Origin of the sequence: Leptolyngbya sp. FACHB-671 (genome assembly GCF_014695745.1) — a bacterium.
Lineage (GTDB): Bacteria > Cyanobacteriota > Cyanobacteriia > Elainellales > Elainellaceae > JAAUTN01.
The window spans coordinates 212,471-237,436 of sequence record NZ_JACJOV010000095.1; the positions used below are offsets into that span (position 1 = coordinate 212,471).

Genomic DNA, 24,966 nt, shown 5'->3' on the forward strand with positions numbered 1-24,966 from the left:
AGCTGAACACCTCAAAACCGCCTTCCTCCATAAAGCTTTCAGTTTGTCATGAAAGGAAATCTTAAGGAACGGCATTAACAGTCCTAGAACAACGAACAATTTATCTACTTGGTCTTAGTCATTTATGAACCCGCGACTTGCAGCATTTCTATGAGCTATTGCTGAATGCCACTCTGAATTTCAAACTACAAACTCATAGGCATCTATCTTTAGACGCAAACTTTTTGGAGCTTTGTATTAATCAAAACGACTTTACAAAAAAGACTTGATTAATTCACCAAAAGCTATAACTTAATCCCTCCCAACTCTTTATTGAAGACTTCGCTTCACCCATTAGTAGTAAATTGCTTGATTGAAGGAATAATTCGTAACTTTGAACACTTTCTTGCAGAATGACTTGCTGAAAACTTCAAGTACTGAAGTTAACTCATAAAGTTTTAGTGAAATGAATTAGATTTTGTGGTCTAGACCCGAATCTTAAAGTTATCTTCGGAGCATCTGAAAGCAGTTCTCCAGTTGGTTGTTTTAACAGGATCGAACGATGCGAAGTGTTCTTGCCCAATCTCCAATGACAGTTGTTCAACCTTGCGGTCATCTCAATGCATCCAATGCAGCGGGATTACAGCAGCAGTTAATGTCAGCCGTTTCCTCGCGGGACTCTTCTGCCGTTTTGGTAGACATGAGCCAGGTCGAATCTCTCGACAGCGCAGGCTTGATGGCGTTGGTTTCCGCCTTGACCCTATCTCAGCGATTGGATCAGCGATTTGGACTATGTTGCGTATCTCCCTCGATTCGCATCATTTTTGAGCTGACTCAACTAGATCGGGTGTTCGAGATTTTTGACAGCCGCTCTGCTTTTGAAATCGTTGCGGCTTAAGTTTTACTTTTTCACCGAACCTTGTGACTGCTCTCTTTAGTCAATTTGTTGCGCCAGATTGTGTTCAACCCCTTACTGATCTGGCGCTGAGTTTATTTTGTCTACCTTACCTAATCCCCTAATTGATAGGGTCTCTCACGACTGAGGGGTTCACTATTGTTGACTAGTAGACCCTATGAAGGTTTCAAGCAGTAGTCTTCATAGAAGGGCAGTGGACTGCCTGATTGTGTGCGCGTCCAGTATAGTGAATGAGTAAAGCTTAATCCTAATGCTGGAATTGAATCTACTGTGACGGTTGCGGTTGAAAGGTTGTTGACCCCAGAAATTGCTCGACCTGCTCGCTATCTGGGTAATGAGTTAGGGGCAGTTCATAAGGATTGGAATGCATCAACGGTGCGTTGGGTTTTGACTTACCCTGAGGTTTATGAGGTTGGGGCCTCAAACCTGGGACATGTCATTCTCTACAGCATCCTGAATGCTCAGCCCAGGCAATTGTGCGATCGCGCCTATTTACCTGCGCCGGATCTGTCTGCCAAATTACGAGAAAACAAGATTCCACTGTTTGCAGTGGAGTCGAGGCGATCGCTGACCGAGTTTGACATTTTGGGATTTAGCCTTAGCTATGAACTAGGGGCTACCAACATCCTGGAGATGTTAAATCTTGCTGGCATCCCCTTAACCTGGAAAGAACGGAAGCACGAACTAGCAAGGCAGAATTACCCGCTCATTTTCGCGGGGGGGCAAACTGCCACCTCTAATCCAGAACCTTATGCCGACTTTTTCGACTTCATCGCGCTGGGAGACGGAGAAGAGCTACTGCCCGAAATCGGTTTGGTGTTGGAAGAGGGCAAGTCTGCCGGACTGAGTCGAGAAGAACTGCTGTTAGATCTAGCACAGGTGCCTGGAGTCTATGTACCGCAGTTTTACAAGATGGGTGCAGATGGCTCTGTTCAATCTATTCGACCAGATGTGCCGGACCGCATCTTACGTCGGGTTGCCGACCCTATGCCTGCGTATTCAATGGGGTTGGTTCCCTATGTTGAGACAGTACACGACCGTCTCGTGATCGAAATTCGCCGTGGCTGCACTCGTGGCTGTCGTTTTTGCCAACCTGGGATGCTCACCCGCCCGGCCCGCGATGTGGAGCCAGAGCAGGTTGTAGAAGCGATTGAGCAAGGCATGAGAACGACAGGCTACAACGAGTTCTCGCTGTTGTCGTTAAGCTGCTCTGACTATTTGGCTTTGCCAGCAGTCGGCATGGAAATCAAGAATCGGCTCAAGGACGAGAATATTTCTCTATCTTTGCCCAGCCAGCGAGTCGATCGATTTGATGAAAACATTGCCAATATTTTAGGGGGAATGCGGCAGGGTAGCTTAACCTTTGCCCCTGAAGCTGGCACTCAGCGAATGCGGGACATTATCAACAAGGGACTGACTAACGAGGAATTGTTACGAGGGGTTAAAACCGCTCATGAGCAAGGGTGGGACAAGATCAAGCTCTACTTCATGATTGGCTTGCCTGGAGAAACAGATGTTGACGTGTTGGGGATTGCCGAGACAATTCGGTGGCTTCAGCAGGAATGCAGTACTCCAGGTAGACGAAAGTTAAACTTCAATGTAACGATTTCCAACTTCACACCCAAACCGCATACTCCATTTCAGTGGCACTCGGTTTCGACGGCTGAGTTTGAGCGCAAGCAGAAGCTTTTGCGCCAGGAATTTCGCACGATTCGTGGGCTGAAAGCTAACTTTACGGATGTGCGGCTTTCCGCGATGGAAGACTTTGTTGGACGGGGCGATCGCCGTCTTTCTACCGTCATTCACCGCGCCTGGGAACTGGGAGCTGGAATGGATGCCTGGTGGGAAAGTCTTGATCGTGCCTTTGCTGCCTGGACACAGGCGATCGCTGAGTCAGGGCTAACCTGGAAATATCGTCAAGTCGAAAGCGGCGAATGGAATTTGATGGAAGGGATGCCACAACGGTCTACCAGCCCGTCCCCTCAACCCGACGAGCATTCTACGTCAGTAGAGAAATCTGATCCTTCACTCCCTACTCCTCATCCTGCATGCGATGCTCCTTTGCCCTGGGATCATATTGATACAGGAATTGATAAACAATGGCTCAAAGCAGACCTACAGAAGGCTTTAGAAGCAGCGATCGTACCAGACTGCTCTTTTGAGGGTTGCTCCCACTGTGGCGTGTGTGGGGCAGACTTTGGTCACAACGTTGTGATTCAGCCGCTGCCGATTCCTCAGTTTGAGGGACACTTTAAGCCCAACCAGGAAAAAGTCCAGCGGTTGCGAGTTTGGTTTGGGAAGCAGGGCGATATGGCTTTGGTGAGCCATCTAGATATGGTGCGCTTGTTTGACCGAGCAGTGCGGCGAGCCGCTTTACCCATCGCTTTCACAGGAGGATTTCATCCTTCACCTCGAATCTCGATTGCTAATGCTCTATCGCTTGGAGCAACGAGTTCGGGTGAGCTAGTAGACTTTGAACTGACTAAAACTGTAGATTTAGTCGAGTTTCAGGAAAGATTGGCAGCGGCTTTGCCAGCAGATGTACCCATTTATCAGGTAGAGGCGATTGCTCCCACTACTGCATCTGCCACCAAGTTACTGGAGCAAGCAAAGTACTATGTCGCAGTTCGTGCTCTGGCTGAGGGCACTTCAGATCCAGAGCCTCTGTCAACAGCACAGTGGCAAGCTTGGATAGAAGCGATTAAAGCAGCTAATGAAATAGGCTTAGAGCAGAAGACGAAGTCGGGCAAGACTAAGCAGGTTAACTTGTGCGATCGTCTCTTTGACCTTTCCTTAGTCGAAAATACTGTTTCCTCAAACTTGCCTCCTGCTATTCTGCATCACCAAGCTCAATCTGACGCTATTATTCTGCAATATGTGGGAAGCTGTCGCAACGACGGCAGCTTGCTGCGCCCAGAGCATGTAGTTTATATGCTGGAGCAAATAGCTCAGCGTCCATTTCAACTGCTGCATACCCACCGAAGCCAGCTTTTTCTATCCCTAGCAGTCACTGAGTAAGGATTGTTGATTGGATTCTGCTCCTGATTTCTCACAAATTGCTCACTTCTAGTGGCGTTATCGCTGCTCCACGCTATAATTCAATTCAAAGAAGCTGTCGTGGATTGAGAGCCTTCAGGGTTGCCAGTGGTTTAATCGGCAACACAAGTCGGGCGCAGTCTGCTTCTGCAAGGCTTTCCGTTCACCCCTGGTCAATTGCAGATGCCTAACTCCCAGCGGAAGGTATCTTTCCAGGATGTTTGATTAGTTGGCTGTAGGTTCGAGGTTCGTTGGAGAGATTCAGCCATTCTGGGGTTGCTGAATTTCTCAATGGTTTTGTTTAAGGATAAGGAGCAGCTTCGTTTGCCTCCATGTCATGATTGTGATTTTTTCCATACGTTGTCTTATTACCAGGAAAGCAAGCGGTGCTGATGAGGCTAGTGCCTTTTGCTTTGCTGTAAATATTCGAGGAAGTTGAATGTCGAAGCAAATTATTATTGCCGAACAGCACCGGATTGCTGCTGTTTTTTCAGAAGATCAAATTCAAGAACTGATTGTTGCCACAGGAAGTCACCAAGTTGGTGATATTTATCTAGGTGTAGTTGAGAACGTACTACCTGGAATTGATGCGGCCTTTGTCAACATTGGAGACGCCGAGCGCAATGGGTTCATTCACGTCACGGATTTAGGTCCGCTCAGGCTAAAGCGGGCCGCTGGCTCTATCACTGAACTACTAGCACCCCAGCAGAAGGTTTTGGTGCAGGTAATGAAGGAGCCAACGGGCAACAAAGGACCTCGGTTAACTGGAAATATCAGTCTTCCAGGCCGCTATCTTGTACTCATGCCATTTGGTCGGGGTGTAAATCTATCGCGCCGTATTCGTAACGAAAATGAACGGAATCGGCTGCGCGCGCTGGCAGTCTTAGTCAAGCCCGCAGGGATGGGGCTACTCGTCCGCACCGAAGCCGAGGGTGTGGCAGAAGAGGCCATTATTGAAGATTTGGAAGCCCTGCAGAAGCAGTGGGAAAACATTCAGCAAGAAGCAGTGACGACTCGCCCTCCTAGCTTGCTGAATCGCGATGACGATTTTATTCAACGGGTTCTGCGAGACGTATACAGTGCCGATGTTAACCGGATTGTGGTAGATTCTCACACCGGGATGAAGCGGGTAAAACAGCATTTAGTCAGTTGGAGCGGCGGTCGGTCACCTCAAGGTGTACTGGTAGACCATCATCGCGATCGCACCTCCATCCTGGAGTATTTCCGCGTCAATGCAGCAATTCGAGAAGCACTTAAACCCAGAGTCGATTTGCCCTCTGGCGGCTACATCATTATTGAACGGACAGAAGCGCTAACCGTTATTGATGTCAACTCTGGTTCTTTTACCCGGTCGGCAACCGCGCGTGAAACGGTTCTTTGGACAAACTCTGAAGCGGCTGTTGAAATTGCCCGACAACTGCGACTTCGCAATATTGCCGGAGTCATTATTGTCGATTTTATCGATATGGATTCCCGTCGCGATCAACTGCAAGTTTTAGAGCAGTTTAACAAAGCCATAAGAGCCGACAAAGCTAGACCTCAAATTGCCCAACTCTCGGAACTAGGTTTGGTTGAGCTAACCCGCAAACGCCAAGGCCAGAACATTTATGAGCTGTTTGGAAGAACCTGCCCAACCTGCGGCGGATTAGGGCACTTAGTACACCTTCCAGGTGAATCAGAGCGTCAGCTTCAAGAATTTGTCGAACCAGCGGCTCGCGAATATGCTGCACCTGAGAGCCGCACACCGCAGCTGCGGGAGAACTGGGACGGTCAAAAAGATGAATTTGATGCAGATCCATCTCAAGATTTGCAGGAACTAGATTTGACCAACCATCCTAGCTATCAAGAGCGGGGTGGAGCTAACAATCGCCGCCGTCGTCGCAGCCGCATCCGAGTCGGAGAACCTGTTGCGAGAGTGGGTAGCCCCGTCCGAGCAGAACCTGACGTTGAGCCTGAACTGCCGCCTGCTGTCGAAGAGACAGTACTACCCACGTTGATTCCTAAAGAGAGTCGAAGTGAAAAACCTGATCGAAGCCGCTCCTCTAATCGACGCGACAAACCTATTGCTGAACCACCTCAAATTGTTCAAGTTGAAATGACACTTGAAGAACAAGATGTCTATGCTTTAATGGGTGTTTCACCTTTGGTTTTAGCAACTGAGGAAGTAAAAGATCCAAAGTCTGCTGTTGTCACAGTTACATTACCTGGAGAAAGCTCCCGTACTGGTAATGGAACACCCGTGCCAGTTGTATTTCCACCTAGTGGATTTGAGCAAACTGCAGCAGAAGAAACCTCCCCATCGAGCACAGACTTTCCTTTAGACGACGAAAATGGCGAAGATTCAGTTTCAATACCTGTATCTGTGCCAGCACCTGATTTAGCAGTTTCTGATGGAAGTGTAGATTCGCCTGACGGTAATGGGTCGTCTCGTCGCCGTCGCCGTCGTTCTTCTGCTGTCGAGTCAGAAAATACTATGAATGCAGTGGGTGATAGCTAGTTGTGATCCAATCACAATTGTGTTTTTCAAACCTACCTGACAACTTAAGCCAGTTTCAACTGATTGCTGGAGTTGATGAAGTAGGTCGAGGAGCTTTATTTGGACCAGTGGTTTCCGCAGCAGTAATTTTACCGGAGCGGGCTATAGCGGGTCTACTCAGTGCAGGCTTAACGGATAGCAAGCAGCTTACTCCTTTACACAGAGAACTGCTTGCTAAACAGATCCGGTCTCTAGCAGTAGATTGCCGAATTGGTGTTGCTTCAGTTCAAGAAATCGATCGACTCAACATTCTGCAAGCATCTTTGCTGTCTATGCGTCGCGCTATCCTTCGGCTAACTCCCCAGCCCGATTTTTGTTTGATAGATGGCAATCAAAAAGTTCAAGGGTTGCCAATGCCTCATCAAACCTGCATAAAGGGCGATCAGCAATTCGCAGCGATCGCCGCTGCCAGCATCATTGCAAAAGTTTGGCGGGATGCACTAATCGTTAGACTAGCAGCCAAGTATCCAGGGTATGACCTAGCAACCAATAAAGGATATGGAACTGTCAAACACAAGCTAGGATTAAAGCAATTAGGGGCTTCTCGACAACATCGCTTGTCTTTTAGCCCCTGTAAGTTGCAATAATTATGTTGAAACGTGCTGAGCAGTTAAGCAATTGGTGTATTAGGAGATAGAAGAGATCGCCCGGACTGAGCAACCTGCTCCCTCTGATTAACAGCCCAAGTCCGATAGTCAGACAAGAGTTGATGTATTAAACGTTGCTTAACGGTGAGCAGGACGCTTCGCAGCAAACCATTGCCTGTTGCCTCTAACAAAGGTTTTGGCGTAAATAACAGAGGCGGCGGTAACTCAACTAGTACCTCTAAATCTGCTCTCCCGACGAGATAAGTTGTATCACGCTTTAGTTGTGGAGTTAACTGTCCAACGAGGTTAAGGTTAAATCGCTGGTTGATATATTCCACTCCTCGAATCTCACAAGCAAGGGATTCAACCCGAATCGTGCCGTCTGGTTCTGCCCAGATTCTCATATCTACTATAGGTTGAACCTTTAGCATCATAAAGTTCAAAGGACGCATCTTTAGCCGAAATACTTCTGAACTCAACTGCTCAGTCCGACTTGGATCAACCAGTGCCTTGACCAAGCGCTGAGGTTGACGCAAGTAATGCTGAATTGGGATAGGCTGATCTGCTACAGCAATCTCAACGGATTGGAAGGCGTTAAATCGGATAGGCATAGAAGGATTAAAGAATGGTTGAATGCTTCCCTACTCGTTCACTAAATTTTACATACTTTCCAAGGAAACACCCTTAATCTTACGAAGTATACGTGTTTTGACGGACAATAGCTGATTGTACTTAATAGAAAGTTTCAATTATCTCAGCTTTGTCTCTGAAAAGTTATTCCTCAAATATTTGCTATGGCACGCTCAATTGCTTACCTCGGGCCTCCAGGAACCAATGCTGAAGCAGCAGCCCTGATCTGTGCCAGATGGTTGCTAGAGACGACAGGGGAAGAATCTTTACTCTGTCCCTACCCCAGCATCACACAAACATTAAGAGCAACAGCAACCAGAGAAACCGACTTAGTAGTAGTTCCGGTCGAAAACTCAATTGAAGGAAGTGTGAGTGTCACCCTAGATACACTTTGGCAGCTTGACACCCTGCGTATACAAAAAGCTCTAGTGCTGCCAATCTCTCATGCTTTGCTGTCGTACAGTCCAGCTCTGAAGCAGATTCAAACCGTTTACTCTCACCCTCAAGCTCTTGCCCAATGCCAGAGTTGGCTGGAAAGAGCCTTGCCCAATGTACAGCTAATTCCCACAAATTCTACAACGGAGGCATTGCAATACCTAGACCGAGACCCTAGTAGTGGAGCAATTTCATCTCAACGGGCTGCTCAGCTTTATAAGCTGCCTGTTCTGGCTCATCCAATCAATGACCACCCTGACAACTGCACCCGCTTCTGGACATTAAGCTTACAACCATCGCCTGGTGGTAGCTATACCTCGCTGGCCTTAAGTTTCTCTGCCAACTTACCAGGGGCATTAGTTAGACCCCTTCAATCTTTTGCCGAACGGGGTATTAACCTAAGCCGTATAGAATCACGTCCTACCAAGCGCTCGCTTGGAGAATACCTGTTCTTTATCGATATTGAAGCTGATGAAAAAGATCCGACAACACAATCTGCCCTAAAAGAATTGAGCAACTATGCAGAGACCCTAAAAATCTTTGGCAGCTACACGGTTCTTCCATCTCAGATTGCCCAAACCTAAGAGAGTTGAACCCCCTTTCCCTTTTTTACTTCAAAGCATCCTTTAAGGCTGTTCGAGCTGCCAGATGATTACGCGTAGAGGTTAAAATTTCAGCTTCGCGCTCTAGACGAGCCGCCGTGTCTTGCATCTCCAAAAGGGCTTGCTGCTCCATCGCTACACCATAAAGGTTGCTAGCGACCCAGTAGGAGAGTTCAACGGGCAAATCAGGAATGTCATCAGGCAGTTCAATTTCTTGCCCCGTCAACTTAGCGGAAAGATGCACAACATCTCGCAATAGCTGATCAACTTCAGTTGATAATGTCTTTAGATTCCTTTCAGTGGGTTGATCTTCAATCCATTCAACCAATCCTACGTAGTAGGGCTTCTCTCGAACATATTCAAGAATCCGAAAGCGTTGCTGTCCCACAGTCATAACCTTCATCCGGTCATCTGGGAGACGTTGAAAGTGTACGATCTCTGCACAACAACCAACCTTTGCAACTTTACCCTCTACCGGGTCAACCATCAGCACTCCAAAGCGGCGATCGCTCTGAAGTATGGTATTCATCATAATCCGGTAGCGAAACTCAAAAATGTGAAGTGGAAGTGGTTTGCCTGGAAATAGAACTACTTCAGACAACGGAAAAAGTGGAAGCTCTCGAACAGCAACTGATGAAGAAGATGTCATTGAAATCCTAATCCCCAATAGGGATTCAATATGATTAGGTTTGACCTTATCAACTGCTTTCGGAAACAGGTCAAATGTGTGAGCAGCAAAGGCTACTCCACATAGTCTATCGCATCCTTCTAGTCTGCAAAAAGGCTATGACCCTAAATCTATAACCAAAGACTGAGTTGGCGACATCTAGCTACTAGTGCCCACCTAATACCCTTGATTAAAAGACCTCTCCTGCAAAAGGTTATGGCTGATTTCTACCTTCAATAGAAACAATGTCAATCTAACGAACAGAGAAGAAGCTCTATTATTGCTAAACAGCTAGCTTAGTCGTACAAATGGGTCGTGGGAGACGAACTTCCGAAGAGTTCGTCTCCCACGACCCATTTCATTTCACAACCAATCTAAGAGAGCTACAGCTTCACTTCAATGTCAACGCCAGCAGGCAAATCCAGCTTCATGAGAGCATCAATCGTTTTAGAAGAAGGTTGGTAAATATCAATAATGCGGCGGTGAGTACGGGTCTCAAAGTGTTCTCTAGAATCTTTGTCTACGTGAGGCGATCGCAGTACGCAGTAGATTCGGCGCTTAGTCGGTAGAGGAATCGGACCAATTGCTGTAGCGTTTGTCCGATTAGCAGTATCGACAATCTTTTCACAAGAGGTATCTAAAAGGCGACGATCGAATGCCTTGAGGCGAATCCGAATTTTTTGCTGTTGAATAGTTGCCATGATTTTGCTTCAGTTGTCCAGGTTCAGTTAATTCCAGGTTCATCTCAACATCCTAGCTTCAGCCAGAATGTTGAGATGAACCTGGCTAAGCTCAAAATTATCAGCAGCCAAACTTGTAATTTGGCTGCTGACAAAAACGGCTCAGTAGCTAGAGCTACTTGATGATTTTAGAAACGACACCCGCACCTACGGTACGGCCACCTTCCCGAATTGCAAAGCGCATTCCCTGCTCAATTGCAACCGGGTTAATTAGCTCAACCGTCATTTTGATGCGATCGCCAGGCATCACCATCTCAGCTTCACTGCCATCGTCAGCAGTAAAAGCACTGATTGTGCCAGTCACATCAGTTGTACGAACATAGAACTGAGGGCGATAGCCAGGGAAGAATGGGGTATGACGACCACCTTCTTCTTTCTTCAGAATGTAAACCTCAGACTCAAATTGGGTGTGAGGTGTGATCGAACCAGGCTTAGCAAGTACCATGCCGCGTTCAATGTCAGCTTTCTGAATACCGCGAAGCAGAACTCCAACGTTATCTCCAGCCATTCCCTCTTCCAGAACTTTCTGGAACATCTCTACACCCGTAACTGTGGTGCTGCGAGTATTTCTGATACCGACCAACTCAACAGTCTCACCGACCTTGACCTTGCCACGCTCGATCCGTCCGGTTGCGACCGTTCCACGACCCGTGATTGAGAAAACGTCCTCAACAGCCATCAGGAAGGGTTTGTCTATATCCCGCTCAGGAGTAGGGATGTAAGCGTCTACTTCATCCATTAGCGCGTAGATTTTGTCTACCCACTCGTTCTCTCCCTTAACGATCTTAGGGTTAGAGACCAATGCTTCCAGAGCCAACAGAGCAGAACCGGAAACAATGGGAATGTCATCGCCCGGGAAATCATAGGTGCTGAGTAGTTCACGCACCTCTAGCTCAACTAGCTCCAGCAACTCTTCGTCATCAACCTGGTCTTGCTTGTTTAGGAAAACAACAATGTTGGGTACACCAACCTGCTTCGCCAGCAGAATGTGCTCACGGGTTTGGGGCATCGGGCCATCAGCCGCTGACACAACCAGAATCGCTCCGTCCATTTGTGCCGCGCCAGTGATCATGTTCTTCACATAGTCGGCATGTCCTGGACAGTCTACGTGAGCGTAATGCCGCTCTTCTGTCTGGTATTCAACGTGAGCGGTGTTGATTGTAATGCCTCTTGCCTTCTCTTCAGGAGCAGCATCAATCTCGTCGTATTTTCTGGCTTTGGCACCACCCGTTGCAGCCAGGGTCATCGTGATCGCAGCGGTAAGAGTAGTTTTACCATGATCGACGTGACCGATGGTACCGATATTAACGTGGGGTTTAGTCCGTTCAAACTTTGCGCGTGCCATGAATCTATGTGTTCCTCTTTCTGATTATGCGTTCCCTTTACTCTTAGCAATGATTGCTTCAGCCACGTTGCGAGGCACCTCATCGTAGTGGCTAAACTCCATCGAGAATATGCCCCGACCCTGCGTCTTAGACCGGATATCAGTAGCATAACCGAACATTTCTGCCAGTGGCACCTTAGCGGTGACTTTGGCAATTCCTTCTTCCGATCCCATCCCTTCAATCTGACCTCTGCGGGAGTTTAGGTCACCCATCACATCCCCCAGAAAATCTTCAGGAACCTCGACTTCAACTTTCATCATCGGTTCCAAAAGAACGGGTGAAGCTTTCATCACAGCTTCCTTAATTGCCATTGAGCCGGCAATCTTGAAAGCCATTTCTGAAGAGTCAACCTCGTGATAAGACCCGTCTACCAGCGTAGCCCTAAGGTCGATTACCGGATATCCAGCCAGAATACCAGACTCACAAGCTTCTTTCATGCCTTGCTCGGCTGGGCCAATGTACTCCTTCGGTACAGTGCCTCCAACAATCTTGGAAACAAACTCAAAGCCAGTACCAGGCTCTCCAGGCTCCAACTGAATCACGACATGACCATACTGCCCTTTTCCTCCGCTTTGACGAACAAACTTGCCTTCTGCCTTAACAGCCTTACGCACTGTTTCCCGGTAAGCGACTTGAGGGGCACCAATGTTAGCTTCTACCCTAAACTCCCGCAACATCCGGTCCACAAGAATCTCTAGGTGAAGCTCACCCATTCCGGCAATCACGGTCTGGTTTGTTTCCTGATCAATGCTAACTCGAAAAGTTGGGTCTTCCTCAGAGAGAGATTGGAGGGCCTTGGAAAGCTTCTCCATATCTTGCTTTGTCTTAGGCTCAACCGCAACCGAGATTACAGGCTCTGGAATAAACAGAGACTCTAAAATGACTGAGGATTCCTCAGTGCAAATCGTGTCACCTGTAAACGTATCTTTCAAACCAAGAGCAGCACCTAAATCTCCGGCTCGAAGCTCGTCAACTTCAGTTCGTTCGTCTGCTTTAAGCACGATTAAGCGAGAGATCCGTTCCTTCTTGCCCTTTGTCGAGTTGTAGACATAGCTCCCTTTGCTGAGGATGCCTGAATAGACTCGAACAAAGGTCAGACGACCATATGGGTCTGCCATGATTTTGAATGCTAGGGCAGCTAGGGGCTCATCGTCACTTGCATGACGAACAGCCACACTACCATCCGGTAAGGTACCTTGAATTGGAGGCACCTCTGTAGGAGCGGGTAAATAGGCAACCACAGCGTCCAAAAGAAGCTGAACGCCTTTGTTCTTAAAGGCAGAACCACACAGCATAGGAACTATGGTGCCTGCGATAGTTCCTTTCCGCAAAGCGGCTCGGATCTCTTCTTCAGTTAGCTCCTCACCTTCGAGGTATTTTTCTGTCAGAGCATCGTCAGTCTCAGCCACTGACTCAATCAGCTTAGTGCGATATTCCTTTGCAAGCTCAAGCACATCTTCTGGAATATCCGTATCTTCAAAGTCCGTACCTAGATCATTGTTGTAGATACGAGCGCGCATCCCTACTAGATCTACGACTCCTCGAAAGCGATCTTCACTCCCAATTGGAAGTTGAACAGGCACAGCGTTAGCCCGAAGGCGATCGCGGATCTGGTCATACACCTTAAAGAAGTTAGCACCCGTTCGGTCCATCTTATTGACAAATGCAATCCGGGGTACTTTGTAACGATCGGCTTGTCGCCAGACCGTTTCTGACTGAGGTTGAACCCCACCGACCGAACAAAATACAGCGATCACACCATCTAGGACACGCATGGAACGCTCAACTTCGATCGTGAAGTCAACGTGGCCAGGAGTGTCGATAATATTGATGCGATGGTCTTTCCAGCTTGTGCTGATAGCAGCAGCAGTGATAGTAATACCCCGCTCCCGCTCTTGCGCCATCCAGTCGGTTACAGCTGTTCCCTCGTGGACTTCTCCAATTTTGTGAACGACACCGGAGTAAAACAGAATTCTCTCCGTCGTCGTCGTTTTACCAGCATCAATATGGGCGGCAATTCCGATGTTACGTATCCGCTCTAGCGGGATATTACGTGCCACAGCTACCTCCTTAGTCCCTGTCGCAAAGTTCGTTCGGATACCTCTATTAAGATTCTATACACTGCGAACTCTTAACGGAGTCTTCCTCTAAGAAATTAGTATCTGTAGTGAGCAAACGCTTTGTTAGCTTCAGCCATTCTGTGAGTTTCTTCACGCTTCCGGATTGCGCTGCCAGTTTCATTAGCTGCATCCATAAGCTCATTTGCTAGCTTACCAGCCATAGTTCGGCCTGTACGCTGGCGAGAGTACTGGGTCAACCATCTTAGAGCCAATGCAATGCCTCGGTCAGAGCGAACTTCCATAGGAACTTGGTAAGTTGCACCCCCTACACGGCGTGCCTTGACTTCTACCAAGGGAGTAGCGTTTCGTACAGCTCTCTCAAACGTTTCCAACGGGTCTGACCCAGTTCTCTCCTCAATCACCTTGAACGCATCATAAATGAGACGATACGCTAAGGATTTTTTTCCACTTCTCATCAATCGCCGGACCATCATGCTGACAAGGCGGCTGTTGTGAACTGGATCAGGTTGAACTGGACGCTTTTGGATGACTGTACGACGAGACATGGTAAGCCTTAAATTGAGAGGTTAGATTGCCTTGCAAAAAAGATTGATTGAAACAGAAAGATGTGGACATCACAATCGCAAAGAGAACGCAGTCCCATTACGATATACGCTGAGAACACATCGACAGTGACGAAAATGCCACCAATATCCAAGAATAACTCAAGGTAGCAAATTTCGAATAAATCGCAAGTGTAAAGTCAGCACATACGAAAAGTATTACGGGCTTAGCTCAGGACTTAGGGCGCTTAGCGCCATACTTGGAGCGCCCTTGCTTCCGATCTTTTACTCCAGCAGTGTCCAGAGTTCCGCGAATAATGTGGTAACGAACACCCGGTAAGTCTTTAACCCGACCACCCCTAATCATAACGACAGAATGCTCTTGTAGGTTATGACCAATCCCCGGAATGTAAGCAGTCACCTCAAACCCAGAAGTCAAACGTACCCGCGCAACCTTGCGGAGTGCTGAGTTTGGTTTTTTAGGAGTGGTTGTATAAACCCTCGTGCAAACGCCTCTACGCTGCGGACAGCTCTTTAAAGCTGGTGACTTTGTCTTCTTCGTTGCCTTTTGGCGTTCGTCGCTAATAAGCTGTTGGATTGTGGGCATGGAATAACACTAAATCTCGTTCTCTTACTGGTTTGCTCTTTGCAACAGTCTACAACTATAGCGATTTTAGCGATTTTTTGTCAATTTGTTTGGACTTTAATATCTGGCAGCAAAGCCCTCAGAAATGGGAAGCTCTGGAAACCACTACGAAATAGAGAAAGAGTTACCACATCCACAGTTTTGGATAGCGTTAGGGTTGTGGAAGCGAAATCCACCGCCCATTAGATCCTCGGAGTAGTCTACTGCCAAACCGCTAATACAACTGAGACTCTGAGGGTCTACTACAACAGACATCTCCCCACATTTTAGAACTTGGTCAGTCGGGTTAATGCAACTATCAAATCTAAGGACATAATGAAGCTCAGAGCAGCCACCGGGCTGAATTTCTAAACGAAATAGCATTTGAGGGTCACGCTGTTTTGCTTTGAGACGGCTGATTTCGGCGATCGCTGCCTGACTAAGCTGAATCATGAATTATATGGAAAAATATAAGTCCTGTGGATGATCTTACAGCCATCTACCCGCAAGCGTAGAGATGCAAAGAGGTCAGAGTTAGAGCTAGCTAAAAAGGGTAGGCTCTTGGTCAAGCCTACCCTTTTTGATGTAATAGTCAGGTGAGCGAATTTTGAAACTTAAGCTTTGGCTCGAGAGTAGTCATCCTGGAACCGAACGATGTCATCCTCTCCTAAATATTCTCCGTTCTGAACTTCAATTAGAACCAGAGAAATTACTCCAGGATTTTCTAAGCGGTGGCTGGTGCAGGCGGGCACGTAGGTTGATTGGTTGCTAAACAACAGCTTTTCCTGGTCGCCGCAGGTGACTTTGGCGGTTCCGGAGACGACGATCCAGTGTTCGCTGCGGTGATGATGCATTTGTAGGCTAAGACGATGCCCAGGCTTGACTTCAATCCGCTTAATTTTGTATCCCCGCCCTTCTTCCAAAATAGTGAAAGAGCCCCAGGGGCGCAGTTCGGTGGCAGCGACTCCTTTTGGAGTAACCGAGGTAGGTAGGTTCAAAGCGGCGGGTTGAGTAACTTCTTGGGTTTGAGCCACGACATTTTCTCCTTATGAACTGCTGTGAGATTGAGTTGACTTCGGGCATTCGCTTTGGTTGCTTTGACTGGAAAACGATGCCCGACTCAAGCATGATTCCCTCAATTCAAACAACCGAAGCTAACCATAGCAAAAGCGCCCAGATGATTTCATCTGCCAAACCACAGTTTGAGCTGATTTATATGGATTCTTTACACAATAGGATGAGCTTTAAATCAGCTTTATTTCCTCTAAAGTTGAAAAGGTATAAGTACTCATCCCAAAAGTAAGCAGTGCGAGTTACGTAGGCTGTTTTATTCAAAGGCTAGGTTGAATAAACACACCGATGCCATTGTGAACGCGGGCTGCTGTATAGGGAGAGCGGTTAAGCAACTGTCCACCGAGATAAAGTGTTGTGGAACTTCCACCATCTAGATTGAGAGCATCTACTGCGCCTAATCGCTGCATAATTTGAGCGGTTTCTGCCAGAGTAGGTCCAGGTCCACCTATTCGATTTTGAACCGTAATCATAATCAGATTGCCTTCTGCTGTTCTACCGATCGCACTGCGGGCAGCTGCCTGTCGGGCAAAGGCTTCACCAAATTGCTCGGACTGAGCATTGAGTACGACTTGACGATTTTGCAGCAGCAGCGGACCGGCTCCAAGAATTTGGGTATATCGGCCAAAGTCGGCTGGGTTGCTAGTAGTTTCTAGCTGCACGTTGGTACCTACAGCAAGAGCGTTTGCAGCAGCACTGTAGGCTCTAACGACTATCACATATCCATTGGCAGGAATGGGAATGGAGGTTTGCCCTGCAGCTCCAGCAGGTTGCTGATTGACGACCCGATTGTCCTGAACTGTGACCAAAATCTCGTTGTCGATGATCGAAGTGTAGGTTGATCCCCAATCACTTGTATAACGAGCAACACCTGCCTGAACGTATCCGCTGTTGAGGGAAAGAACTGTAAACCGCTGCCCTGCGGGAGTTGCTATTGTTTCTTGAAGCCCGAGGCGGCCGATCGCCACTTCTCCGGCTTCGTTCCAAGCGATCGCCCCTCGATTCAAAATTGGCCCTGAGATCCAGCGACCATCTCGACGAATTGCGCCCAGCGGCAACTGATTATTGCGGTTGAAAAAACCACCATTAATAGCAGCGATCGCTTGTGAGCTTTGAGCCATCGTAATCAGTGGCGTAGTCCCAATAGCACTAGAGGCATTGCTCCAAATTGGTCTAACTGCCAATCCTGACTGACGGGGATCAATGACTAGAGCGATTACTGGAAATTGGGCGCTTCCTGTATTCACAACTTGCTCTTGCCAGCGAATACCCGGTGCCCAAACAATATTGCGTTGCACGGTGGAATCTGCTCCAACGTCGATGATCATACGATTAGGGTTAGGCAAAGACCAGACGCGAGGACGGAGGTTTGTGGGAATGCCAACTCGAATCACCGTTTGATTGCCGCTTGCCTGAACATTGAGCGAAGTTAGTCGATTACCTGGTCCTGCCTGGAAGTTTCGGACTAACGCAGGATCAGCCTGGGCGTTGATATTAACTACCAATTCTCCAGATTGCTCGGTGACTTGCCAAGGGGTTGAGCGATCGAGGTCAATCACAATGCGATCGCCCCAACTTTGCCGTCCTTGACGAACCGCCATTACTCTAGACACTGGCGTAGAAATCCGCAGCACATTGCCACTCACCTGCATCTGCCAGCCAGCCTGCTGTGCGAGTTCAGTGATATCCAAATAGCGATATCGACTGGTGAGCCAGGTTCCCAACGCCAGAGCATTTGTACCTGAATCAGAAAACCACTGCACAGGCTGCCTAGAGGCACTTTCAGTATTCAGTAGCTCAACGCCAACTGTTTGCATCAATCCAGTATCAGCAATGCCAATGCGCTGCTGGCGCTGGCTCCAGGCCGCATTTAGAGTGCGACCGTTAATTACAACCTGAGTACCCTCAGTGACGGGTATGGCTTGAGAAATCCTAACTAGAACAGGGGTCCAGAACTCTTGCGGAATCACTTCTACATCGGATGCCTGAACAGATCGTTCAGCGGACTGATTGGAGACATCTTCAGTAACAGCCAAGATATTCGACGACTCTTGAACAACGGGCATTTGGAGCTGTAAACTAGCGCTTTGCAGAGACTGAAGAGATAGGAGCGCTTCATTCCCCTGAGTAAAATCAGGCGCATGGAAAGTAGCAGCCAGCAGGGGGAAGATCAGCAGGGAAGAAGATTTTTTTGAGAAAGACTGCAGAATTGAGCCTTTGAGGAGGCGTTGCTTGTTAACTTGATTCACGTTGCTCAGTGTGACTTAGCGGGAGCAAGGGGCATTACTCCAATGGATAGTGAGGTTAGCGAACTGCCAGTTGGGTTGCTGGAAACACAGTGTGGTTGAAATGAGGCTGTGAATCGAGCTAACCTTCAATGGGAATTTGCAGCGGTTTGTGCTTCCAGGATCCCCCAGACAACCCCGTCTTGCCGACAGCTGTTCACAATTGTTAAAAGACGCATCCTCTCAAGGGCGGGTTTACTTATACACCAGTTCCAGAGTTGCGCTGATTGCTGCTCTAGTTGCATAAGGAATGGTTAGACAGAGCCTTGCACTGATTCCTGAGACGAAACATTCAGCTCAATATGCGCTTAGCCTGCGCTATGCGACCTCTTCCTGCGAGTTTTTGCAAATTTCTAAAAGGGGGCTAAGAAGAATTTGGATTGTTTGACTTGAACTGTTCATCTAAAAGTTGAGCGTAAAACTGCTCTTTCTAGCCGCGATTTAGAGATACAGCCGCTACTTCTTTCTGCAAAGACAAACATTGCATTTCTCAGAAAATCTGTAACGCAAGATACAAAATTCGTTTTTCGCGATTTTGGTTGTGGAAGCGCGTAGCCTTTGCTCGTTTTCTGCTAACTCTACAGGGGAATCAATGATTGTTGAGATTCCTAAGCCTAGACAAATTTAAGCTTTCGACATTTGCCTTACAAATATAAAAATCAGAATTTTGTAGTAAATGCATCAGTTCGAGAGTTGCAATTCTACTAGCGTCACCTCCTTAGTCATTCAGCAAGGAATAATCACATAGATTTAAAGTTTTAGCTTCATAATAGAAATTAAGACAGCCGATTTTTGATTAGATCATTGTTACAAGTACAATTAGCTTTCTGAGTAGACTTAAAGCTTTGATTGAGACTGAGGGTGAGTTGAGCTTGGAAATTAAGCCGCTGGTGAGCGAAATTTGAGCATCTGCGTCGCTCCAAATACAGCGAGGGTTGCCAAGGCTCGATATCCTCTATAAGATCCATGATCTATTCGGTGCCATCCATGTGGATTTTTTATAGATAGCGACTTTGCAATCCACGCTACGGTACTGAGGGTTTTACCTTAAATGGCATTGCGGCTGCTTGAGCCTTGAAAGTGTCAGAAGCATTGCTTCGGACAACTTTCTCGTCTCCTCAGTTTTTGGCTTTTGCGGGTTGATAAGGGGTTTTCTTTTTAGGGTTGTCATTTAGATATTTGACAGTTTTTGTCATCCAGATGATTTTTCAGCGATTACAAGCGAGACGGGTTGTTCTATGGGTAGCACGAGTGTGAATCGAGACAGACAGACAAATCACGAAGTAGCGGCAGGTTTTCCAGGACAGCGATGGTTGGTTGAGGAAAGGGATGCCTGCGGGGTTGGTTTTATTGCTGACCAGTACGGGCGGGCAAGCCATACTTTGGTTGCCAAAGCGCTGTCTGCTTTGACTTGTTTGGAACACCGAGGAGCTTGTAGCGCCGATCAGGATTCGGGTGATGGTGCCGGAATAATGACGGCTATTCCCTGGGATTTGTTGAGCGATTGGCTCCAGGAAAACAAGATTGGCGCTGTTCCTACTGAGCATCTCGGTGTAGGGATGGTGTTTTTGCCGCAGGCTGAGGCAGCAGCAGCGATCGCCCGTCAACTTGCCGAAAAACTACTACAGGAGTCGGGTTTGCGGATCTTGGGCTGGCGAAAAGTACCTGTACATCCTCAATTACTGGGAATTCAAGCAAGAGAAAACCAGCCTCAGATTGAACAACTTTTGGTGCAATCTAACGAGACGGACGATGTGCTAGAGCGTCAGCTTTATCTGGTGCGCAAGCAGATTGAACAGGCAGTTGCAACGGTAGAACCTGCTAGCTCAGAAGACGCAGCCGGATTGCAAGAGTTCTACATTTGCTCCTTCTCTAACCGAACGATTGTTTATAAGGGCATGGTGCGCTCTGCAGTGCTGGGTGATTTCTACACAGACCTGCAAAATCCGACTTATCAAAGTGCCTTTGCGGTGTATCATCGCCGCTTTAGCACGAATACGATGCCTCGCTGGCCTTTGGCTCAGCCGATGCGGTTGCTTGGTCACAATGGCGAAATCAACACGCTGCTGGGCAACATCAACTGGATGGTGGCGCGGGAAGCGGACCTGGAGCATCCTTACTGGGGCGATCGCCTCGAAGCACTCAAACCAATCGTCAACCCTGAAAACAGCGATTCTGCTAACCTCGACAACGTGATGGAGCTATTGGTGAATTCAGGGCGCAGTCCCCTGGAAGCGCTGATGATCATGGTGCCAGAGGCTTACCTGAACCAGCCAGAATTGGCAAATTATCCCGAAATCACTGATTTCTACGAATACTACAGCGGTATCCAGGAACCCTGGGATGGACCAGCATTGCTGGTATTTAGCGATGGTAAGCGAGTCGGAGCGACGTTAGATCGAAACGGACTACGTCCTGCTCGCTACAGCATTACCCGTGATGGCTTTGTAGTAGTTGCTTCCGAAGCGGGTGTAGTTGACCTACCCGAATCTGAAATTGTGGAGAAGGGGCGACTGGGTCCAGGAGAGGCGATCGCAGTCGATTTTAGAAGCCATGAAATTTTGAAGAACTGGCAGATCAAGCAGCGCGTTGCCAGCAAGCAACCTTATGGTGAGTGGTTGCAGCAGCGCTATGAGTTGGAACCCCAGCCTTTTGCCGAAGCGAGTTCCCTGGAGACTGAGAGCCTGCTACGCCATCAAACTGCCTTTGGCTACACCAGTGAAGATGTAGAAATGATCGTTGAGGCAATGGCTTCTCAGGGTAAGGAACCCACTTTTTGCATGGGCGACGATATTCCCCTTGCCGTGCTGTCAGACAAACCCCGTCTGCTTTACGACTACTTCAAGCAGCGGTTTGCTCAGGTGACAAATCCGCCAATCGACCCGCTGCGGGAAAGCCTGGTGATGTCATTGACATCTCAACTAGGCGAACGAGGCAATTTCCTGGAAGAAAAACCAGAGTATGCACGATTGCTCAAGCTCAAGTCTCCTGTTCTAAACGATGCTGAACTGGAGCAAATCCGGCTGTCTGACTTTGGCACTGCAAATCTATCGACTCTATTTCATATCTCTGCTGGCCCAGAAGGTTTGCAGAGAGCCGTGACAGCATTGTGCCAGCAGGCAACAGCGGCAGTTCGCGCAGGTCAGAAAATTTTGATTTTGAGCGATCGCCTCACTCCATCTGGTGAAACAGGCAGCCTGAATGCTGAGCAAAGCTACATTCCTCCCCTGCTGGCTGTCGGCGCAGTTCATCATCACTTGATCCGACAAGGGCTGCGGATGAAAGCCTCCATCGTCGTGGATACTGCCCAATGTTGGAGTACGCATCATTTTGCCTGTTTGATTGGCTATGGAGCGAGTGCCGTTTGCCCTTATTTGGCTTGGGAAACAGTTCGCCACTGGTGGTCTGACTCTAAAACCCAAAGCTTCATGCAGCGTGGCAAGCTTGAGGCAATTTCCATTACCGCAGCACAAAACAACTACCGTAAAGCGATCGAAGCGGGCTTGCTCAAAATTCTGTCCAAGATGGGAATCTCGCTGCTGTCTAGCTATCAGGCGGCACAGATTTTTGAGGCAATCGGCATTGGATCTGACCTGCTGCATCTTGGCTTCACTGGAACTGCTTCACGCTTGGGTGGATTGAGCGTGGCTGACCTGGCGCAAGAGGTCATTACCTTCCATCAACGCGCATTCCCTGAACTAACGCTGAAGAAACTAGAGAACTTTGGCTTCTTCAACTACAAGCCGGGGGGCGAATATCACATGAATAGCCCCGAAATGGCAAAGGCGCTGCACAAAGCGGTAGGCGCGATGAACTATGACCACTACGAGGTCTACCAGAAATCTCTGGAGCAGCGACCGCTAACCGCATTGCGCGATTTGCTCGACTTTAAGGGCGATCGCCCTGCCATTCCTATGGAGGAAGTGGAATCGGTCGAAACCATTGTTAAGCGCTTTTGCACGGGAGCCATGTCGCTAGGGTCACTCTCACGGGAGGCGCATGAGACTTTGGCGATCGCCATGAACCGCGTCGGCGGCAAGTCCAACTCTGGCGAAGGCGGCGAAGATCCAGTTCGCTTTAAGGTGCTGAACGATGTGGATGAGAACGGACTGTCTCAGCTTCTGCCTCACCTGAAGGGCTTGCGAAACGGCGATACTGCTAGTTCAGCGATCAAGCAAATTGCGTCAGGGCGATTCGGCGTAACACCCGAATATTTGGTCAGCGCCAAACAGCTTGAAATCAAAATTGCTCAGGGCGCTAAGCCCGGTGAAGGCGGACAGCTTCCTGGCAAAAAAGTCAGTCCCTACATTGCTATGCTGCGTCGTTCTAAGCCTGGAGTGCCGCTGATTTCACCGCCTCCCCACCACGACATTTACTCGATTGAAGACTTGGCTCAACTAATCTTTGACCTACACCAGATTAATCCTAAAGCAAAGGTTTCGGTGAAGCTGGTGGCAGAAGTGGGCATTGGCACTGTCGCGGCTGGTGTGGCGAAGGCAAACGCAGACATAATTCAGATTTCCGGTCACGATGGCGGAACGGGTGCCTCGCCGCTTAGCTCAATCAAGCACGCGGGTGTTCCTTGGGAGTTGGGTGTAACCGAAGTGCATCGGGTGCTGATGGAAAATCAGTTGCGCGATCGCGTCCTACTTCGGGCAGACGGCGGCTTCAAGACAGGCTGGGATGTAGTCATGGCAGCCCTAATGGGTGCGGAAGAGTACGGGTTTGGCTCCGTTGCGATGATTGCGGAAGGCTGCATTATGGCGCGAATCTGTCACACCAACAACTGTCCAGTCGGCGTGGCTACCCAGCAAGAGAAACTGCGCCAGCGGTTCACGGGCGTTCCAGAGCACGTGGTGAATTTCTTCTACTTCATCGCTGAGGAAGTGCGATCGCTTCTCGCTCGACTGGGCTACCGTTCGCTCAAAGATGTGATTGGTCGGGCTGACTTGCTAAAAGTGCGAGAAGGCGTAAAAATCACCAAAACTCAAGCACTTAACCTGGACTGCCTGACTCAGTTGCCCGATAGCCGCACCAATCGCACCTGGCTAGAGCATGGGGAAACCCATAGCAACGGAGCCGTTCTAGACGATCAGTTGCTTAGCGATCCGGCGATTCAAGCGGCAATCCAAGATCAGGGCAGCGTTAGCCAGACTATTAATGTGGTCAACACCGATCGCACTGTGGGCGCGAGGTTAGCAGGAGCGATCGCCCAGAAGTATGGCAACACTGGCTTTGAAGGACAAATTACTCTCAACTTCACGGGCAGCGTCGGTCAAAGCTTTGGAGCTTTTAACTTACCGGGAATGACCCTTAATCTTGAAGGCGAAGCTAATGACTACGTCGGCAAAGGAATGCACGGCGGCGAAATCGTCATCAAACCACCTGCTGCTGCGACCTACACGCCCTCTGAAAACGTGATTATCGGTAACACCTGTCTATATGGCGCAACTGGCGGAACGCTGTTTGCGAATGGACAGGCAGGTGAACGTTTTGCTGTGCGGAATTCCAAAGGACAAGCGGTGATTGAAGGAGCCGGAGATCACTGCTGCGAGTACATGACGGGCGGCACAATTGTCGTTTTGGGTCGAGTCGGTCGCAACGTCGGTGCAGGCATGACAGGCGGACTGGCTTATTTCTTAGACGAAGACGGCAGCTTCCCTGAGAAAGTCAATCCTGAAATCGTCAAGCTCCAGCGCGTGCAAACTCCAGCCGGAGAACAGCAGCTTAAGGACTTGATTGCAGCTCATGGCGATCGCACAGGCAGCCAAAAAGCAGCCCACATTCTCAATAACTGGTCTGAGTTTCTGCCCAAATTCTGGCAGGTTGTGCCGCCGTCTGAGGCAGACAGCCCAGAAGCTAGTCAGACCGCTGTTGAGGAGAAGGTACTGAGTCCAGTTCAGTAGTCTCTGATCAACTGCAAGAACGTAGCTATAGAGCGCTATCACGTATTGTGATAGCGCTCTTGATATTTCTGTAGGATTGTTGGTGAATCAGAGCTATTTAGGGAAGTTTAGACGGTATGGACAACTTTATTCCAAAGGCATTGGAATCTAAGCGAGACATTTTTCTTGCAACAAAGATGCCGTTTATACACATCGAGCCATTTGAGACAAACGAATTCCTGTCCCCTTGGACTAGCAAATATTTAGGTACTCCCTACTTACCCAAAGAAGCCCAATATCCATACATGACTGATGGAGAACCATTGGCGTTTTTGGCACAAATTAATTTTTCAGAAGTACCAAAGCTGGAGGGTTATCCAACATCAGGAATTCTTCAATTTTTCATTTCAGATGACGATCTTTATGGTCTTGAATTTACCGATCCTCACGATCCATCCGAGCAGTTTAGATTGCAACAACAGCAAAATAAGTTTCGGGTAGTTTATTATCCAAACGTGATTGAAGATCTGAGCCTTCTCACGGACTCTTTTGACTTTCTACCAGAGTTTGAAGGGCTCCCAGTGTATAAACAGTGTAGATTGGAGTTTTCATTGCGAGAAGAACTAGCTGGAATAAATGATCATAGATTTGCAAAATTATTTGGGAAAAATTTTAATCTCTTAGCTGAAGGTGAGGGACGGGAAAAGATTATAGATTACCAATTTATGTTTTCCTCCGGCAATAAAATAGGCGGTTATGCAGACTTTGCTCAAGAGGATATTCGTTTCTTAGCTCCGCCCGAGGAAAATTGGTTGCTTCTCCTACAAATTAGCGACGCAAAAAATGCTGACATCATGTGGGGAGATGCAGGAGTCGGTAATTTCTTCATTGAGGAAAAAGCTTTAGAAGCTCGTGATTTCTCCAGAGTTTTGTACAACTGGGATTGCGGCTAGTGGGGTAAAGA

17 protein-coding genes are annotated in these 24,966 nt (G+C 48.2%); 7 read left to right on the forward strand and 10 right to left on the reverse strand.

Annotated elements, in window-relative coordinates:
- Positions 1–541 precede the first annotated feature (541 nt).
- The 4 genes from H6F93_RS13685 to H6F93_RS13700 all read left to right on the forward strand — a co-directional run bounded on the left by H6F93_RS13685 (position 542) and on the right by H6F93_RS13700 (position 7,054).
- Complete coding sequence (locus tag H6F93_RS13685; RefSeq protein WP_190681462.1) at positions 542–877, forward strand: STAS domain-containing protein; 336 nt, start codon at positions 542–544, stop codon at positions 875–877.
- A 288-nt stretch (positions 878–1,165) separates the two neighbouring features.
- The gene (locus H6F93_RS13690) at positions 1,166–3,913 is read left to right on the forward strand and encodes a TIGR03960 family B12-binding radical SAM protein (RefSeq protein WP_190681465.1); all 2,748 of its coding nucleotides are present in this window, start codon (positions 1,166–1,168) and stop codon (positions 3,911–3,913) included.
- A gap of 457 nt (positions 3,914–4,370) precedes the next feature.
- Positions 4,371–6,428, forward strand: coding sequence for a ribonuclease E (gene rne, locus H6F93_RS13695; RefSeq protein WP_190681468.1), 2,058 nt, complete (start codon positions 4,371–4,373; stop codon positions 6,426–6,428).
- A gap of 2 nt (positions 6,429–6,430) precedes the next feature.
- Positions 6,431–7,054, forward strand: coding sequence for a ribonuclease HII (locus tag H6F93_RS13700; RefSeq protein WP_524537946.1), 624 nt, complete (start codon positions 6,431–6,433; stop codon positions 7,052–7,054).
- Positions 7,055–7,077: 23 nt separating this feature from the next.
- Here the strand turns inward: H6F93_RS13700 and H6F93_RS13705 are convergent, their stop codons facing one another.
- Positions 7,078–7,665, reverse strand: a complete 588-nt coding sequence (locus tag H6F93_RS13705; protein ID WP_190646225.1) for a DUF1997 domain-containing protein — start codon at positions 7,663–7,665, stop codon at positions 7,078–7,080.
- Between the two features lie 183 nt (positions 7,666–7,848).
- Here H6F93_RS13705 and pheA point away from each other — a divergent pair, with 183 nt between their 5' ends.
- Complete coding sequence (pheA, locus tag H6F93_RS13710) at positions 7,849–8,703, forward strand: prephenate dehydratase (RefSeq protein WP_190681471.1); 855 nt, start codon at positions 7,849–7,851, stop codon at positions 8,701–8,703.
- A 25-nt stretch (positions 8,704–8,728) separates the two neighbouring features.
- Here pheA and H6F93_RS13715 read toward each other — a convergent pair whose 3' ends face one another.
- The 9 genes from H6F93_RS13715 to H6F93_RS35200 form a co-directional block, all read right to left on the reverse strand.
- Complete coding sequence (locus tag H6F93_RS13715; RefSeq protein ID WP_190646223.1) at positions 8,729–9,370, reverse strand: LON peptidase substrate-binding domain-containing protein; 642 nt, start codon at positions 9,368–9,370, stop codon at positions 8,729–8,731.
- A gap of 401 nt (positions 9,371–9,771) precedes the next feature.
- Positions 9,772–10,089, reverse strand: a complete 318-nt coding sequence (rpsJ, locus tag H6F93_RS13720) for a 30S ribosomal protein S10 (RefSeq protein WP_018399487.1) — start codon at positions 10,087–10,089, stop codon at positions 9,772–9,774.
- 154 nt (positions 10,090–10,243) lie between these two features.
- Positions 10,244–11,473, reverse strand: coding sequence for an elongation factor Tu (tuf, locus tag H6F93_RS13725; RefSeq protein WP_190646222.1), 1,230 nt, complete (start codon positions 11,471–11,473; stop codon positions 10,244–10,246).
- A gap of 24 nt (positions 11,474–11,497) precedes the next feature.
- Positions 11,498–13,573: an elongation factor G gene (gene fusA, locus H6F93_RS13730; RefSeq protein ID WP_190646221.1), complete on the reverse strand. Its 2,076-nt coding sequence runs from the start codon at positions 13,571–13,573 to the stop codon at positions 11,498–11,500.
- Positions 13,574–13,668: 95 nt separating this feature from the next.
- Positions 13,669–14,139 (reverse strand): 30S ribosomal protein S7, encoded by a 471-nt coding sequence (gene rpsG / locus H6F93_RS13735; RefSeq protein WP_190646220.1) that lies wholly within the window; start codon positions 14,137–14,139, stop codon positions 13,669–13,671.
- Positions 14,140–14,368: 229 nt separating this feature from the next.
- Positions 14,369–14,743: a 30S ribosomal protein S12 gene (gene rpsL, locus H6F93_RS13740; RefSeq protein WP_190646219.1), complete on the reverse strand. Its 375-nt coding sequence runs from the start codon at positions 14,741–14,743 to the stop codon at positions 14,369–14,371.
- A 144-nt stretch (positions 14,744–14,887) separates the two neighbouring features.
- On the reverse strand, positions 14,888–15,214 hold the full coding sequence (locus tag H6F93_RS13745) for a HesB/IscA family protein (RefSeq protein ID WP_190646218.1): 327 nt from the start codon (positions 15,212–15,214) through the stop codon (positions 14,888–14,890).
- Between the two features lie 161 nt (positions 15,215–15,375).
- Positions 15,376–15,795 (reverse strand): cupin domain-containing protein, encoded by a 420-nt coding sequence (locus tag H6F93_RS13750; RefSeq protein ID WP_190646217.1) that lies wholly within the window; start codon positions 15,793–15,795, stop codon positions 15,376–15,378.
- 297 nt (positions 15,796–16,092) lie between these two features.
- Positions 16,093–18,081 carry a phosphodiester glycosidase family protein gene (locus H6F93_RS35200; RefSeq protein WP_199313690.1) on the reverse strand — a complete coding sequence of 663 codons (1,989 nt, stop codon included), beginning with the start codon at positions 18,079–18,081 and terminating at the stop codon, positions 16,093–16,095.
- Positions 18,082–19,355: 1,274 nt separating this feature from the next.
- On the opposite strand from H6F93_RS35200, the gene H6F93_RS13760 reads away from it, so the two are divergent.
- The gene (locus tag H6F93_RS13760) at positions 19,356–24,023 is read left to right on the forward strand and encodes a glutamate synthase-related protein (protein WP_190681474.1); all 4,668 of its coding nucleotides are present in this window, start codon (positions 19,356–19,358) and stop codon (positions 24,021–24,023) included.
- A gap of 116 nt (positions 24,024–24,139) precedes the next feature.
- The gene (locus H6F93_RS13765) at positions 24,140–24,955 is read left to right on the forward strand and encodes a YwqG family protein (RefSeq protein ID WP_190681494.1); all 816 of its coding nucleotides are present in this window, start codon (positions 24,140–24,142) and stop codon (positions 24,953–24,955) included.
- The last annotated feature ends 11 nt before the right edge of the window (positions 24,956–24,966 follow it).

Bases quoted from the DNA above. Each gene is read 5' to 3' on its own strand.
- H6F93_RS13765 (WP_190681494.1), top strand. From the start codon at position 24,140: ATGGACAACTTTATTCCAAAGGCATTGGAATCTAAGCGAGACATTTTT.
- rpsJ (WP_018399487.1), bottom strand. From the start codon at position 10,089: ATGGCAACTATTCAACAGCAAAAAATTCGGATTCGCCTCAAGGCATTC.
- rne (WP_190681468.1), top strand. From the start codon at position 4,371: ATGTCGAAGCAAATTATTATTGCCGAACAGCACCGGATTGCTGCTGTT.
- H6F93_RS13745 (WP_190646218.1), bottom strand. From the start codon at position 15,214: ATGATTCAGCTTAGTCAGGCAGCGATCGCCGAAATCAGCCGTCTCAAA.
- tuf (WP_190646222.1), bottom strand. From the start codon at position 11,473: ATGGCACGCGCAAAGTTTGAACGGACTAAACCCCACGTTAATATCGGT.
- rpsG (WP_190646220.1), bottom strand. From the start codon at position 14,139: ATGTCTCGTCGTACAGTCATCCAAAAGCGTCCAGTTCAACCTGATCCA.
- H6F93_RS13760 (WP_190681474.1), top strand. From the start codon at position 19,356: ATGGGTAGCACGAGTGTGAATCGAGACAGACAGACAAATCACGAAGTA.
- pheA (WP_190681471.1), top strand. From the start codon at position 7,849: ATGGCACGCTCAATTGCTTACCTCGGGCCTCCAGGAACCAATGCTGAA.
- rpsL (WP_190646219.1), bottom strand. From the start codon at position 14,743: ATGCCCACAATCCAACAGCTTATTAGCGACGAACGCCAAAAGGCAACG.
- H6F93_RS13715 (WP_190646223.1), bottom strand. From the start codon at position 9,370: ATGACATCTTCTTCATCAGTTGCTGTTCGAGAGCTTCCACTTTTTCCG.
- H6F93_RS13705 (WP_190646225.1), bottom strand. From the start codon at position 7,665: ATGCCTATCCGATTTAACGCCTTCCAATCCGTTGAGATTGCTGTAGCA.
- H6F93_RS13685 (WP_190681462.1), top strand. From the start codon at position 542: ATGCGAAGTGTTCTTGCCCAATCTCCAATGACAGTTGTTCAACCTTGC.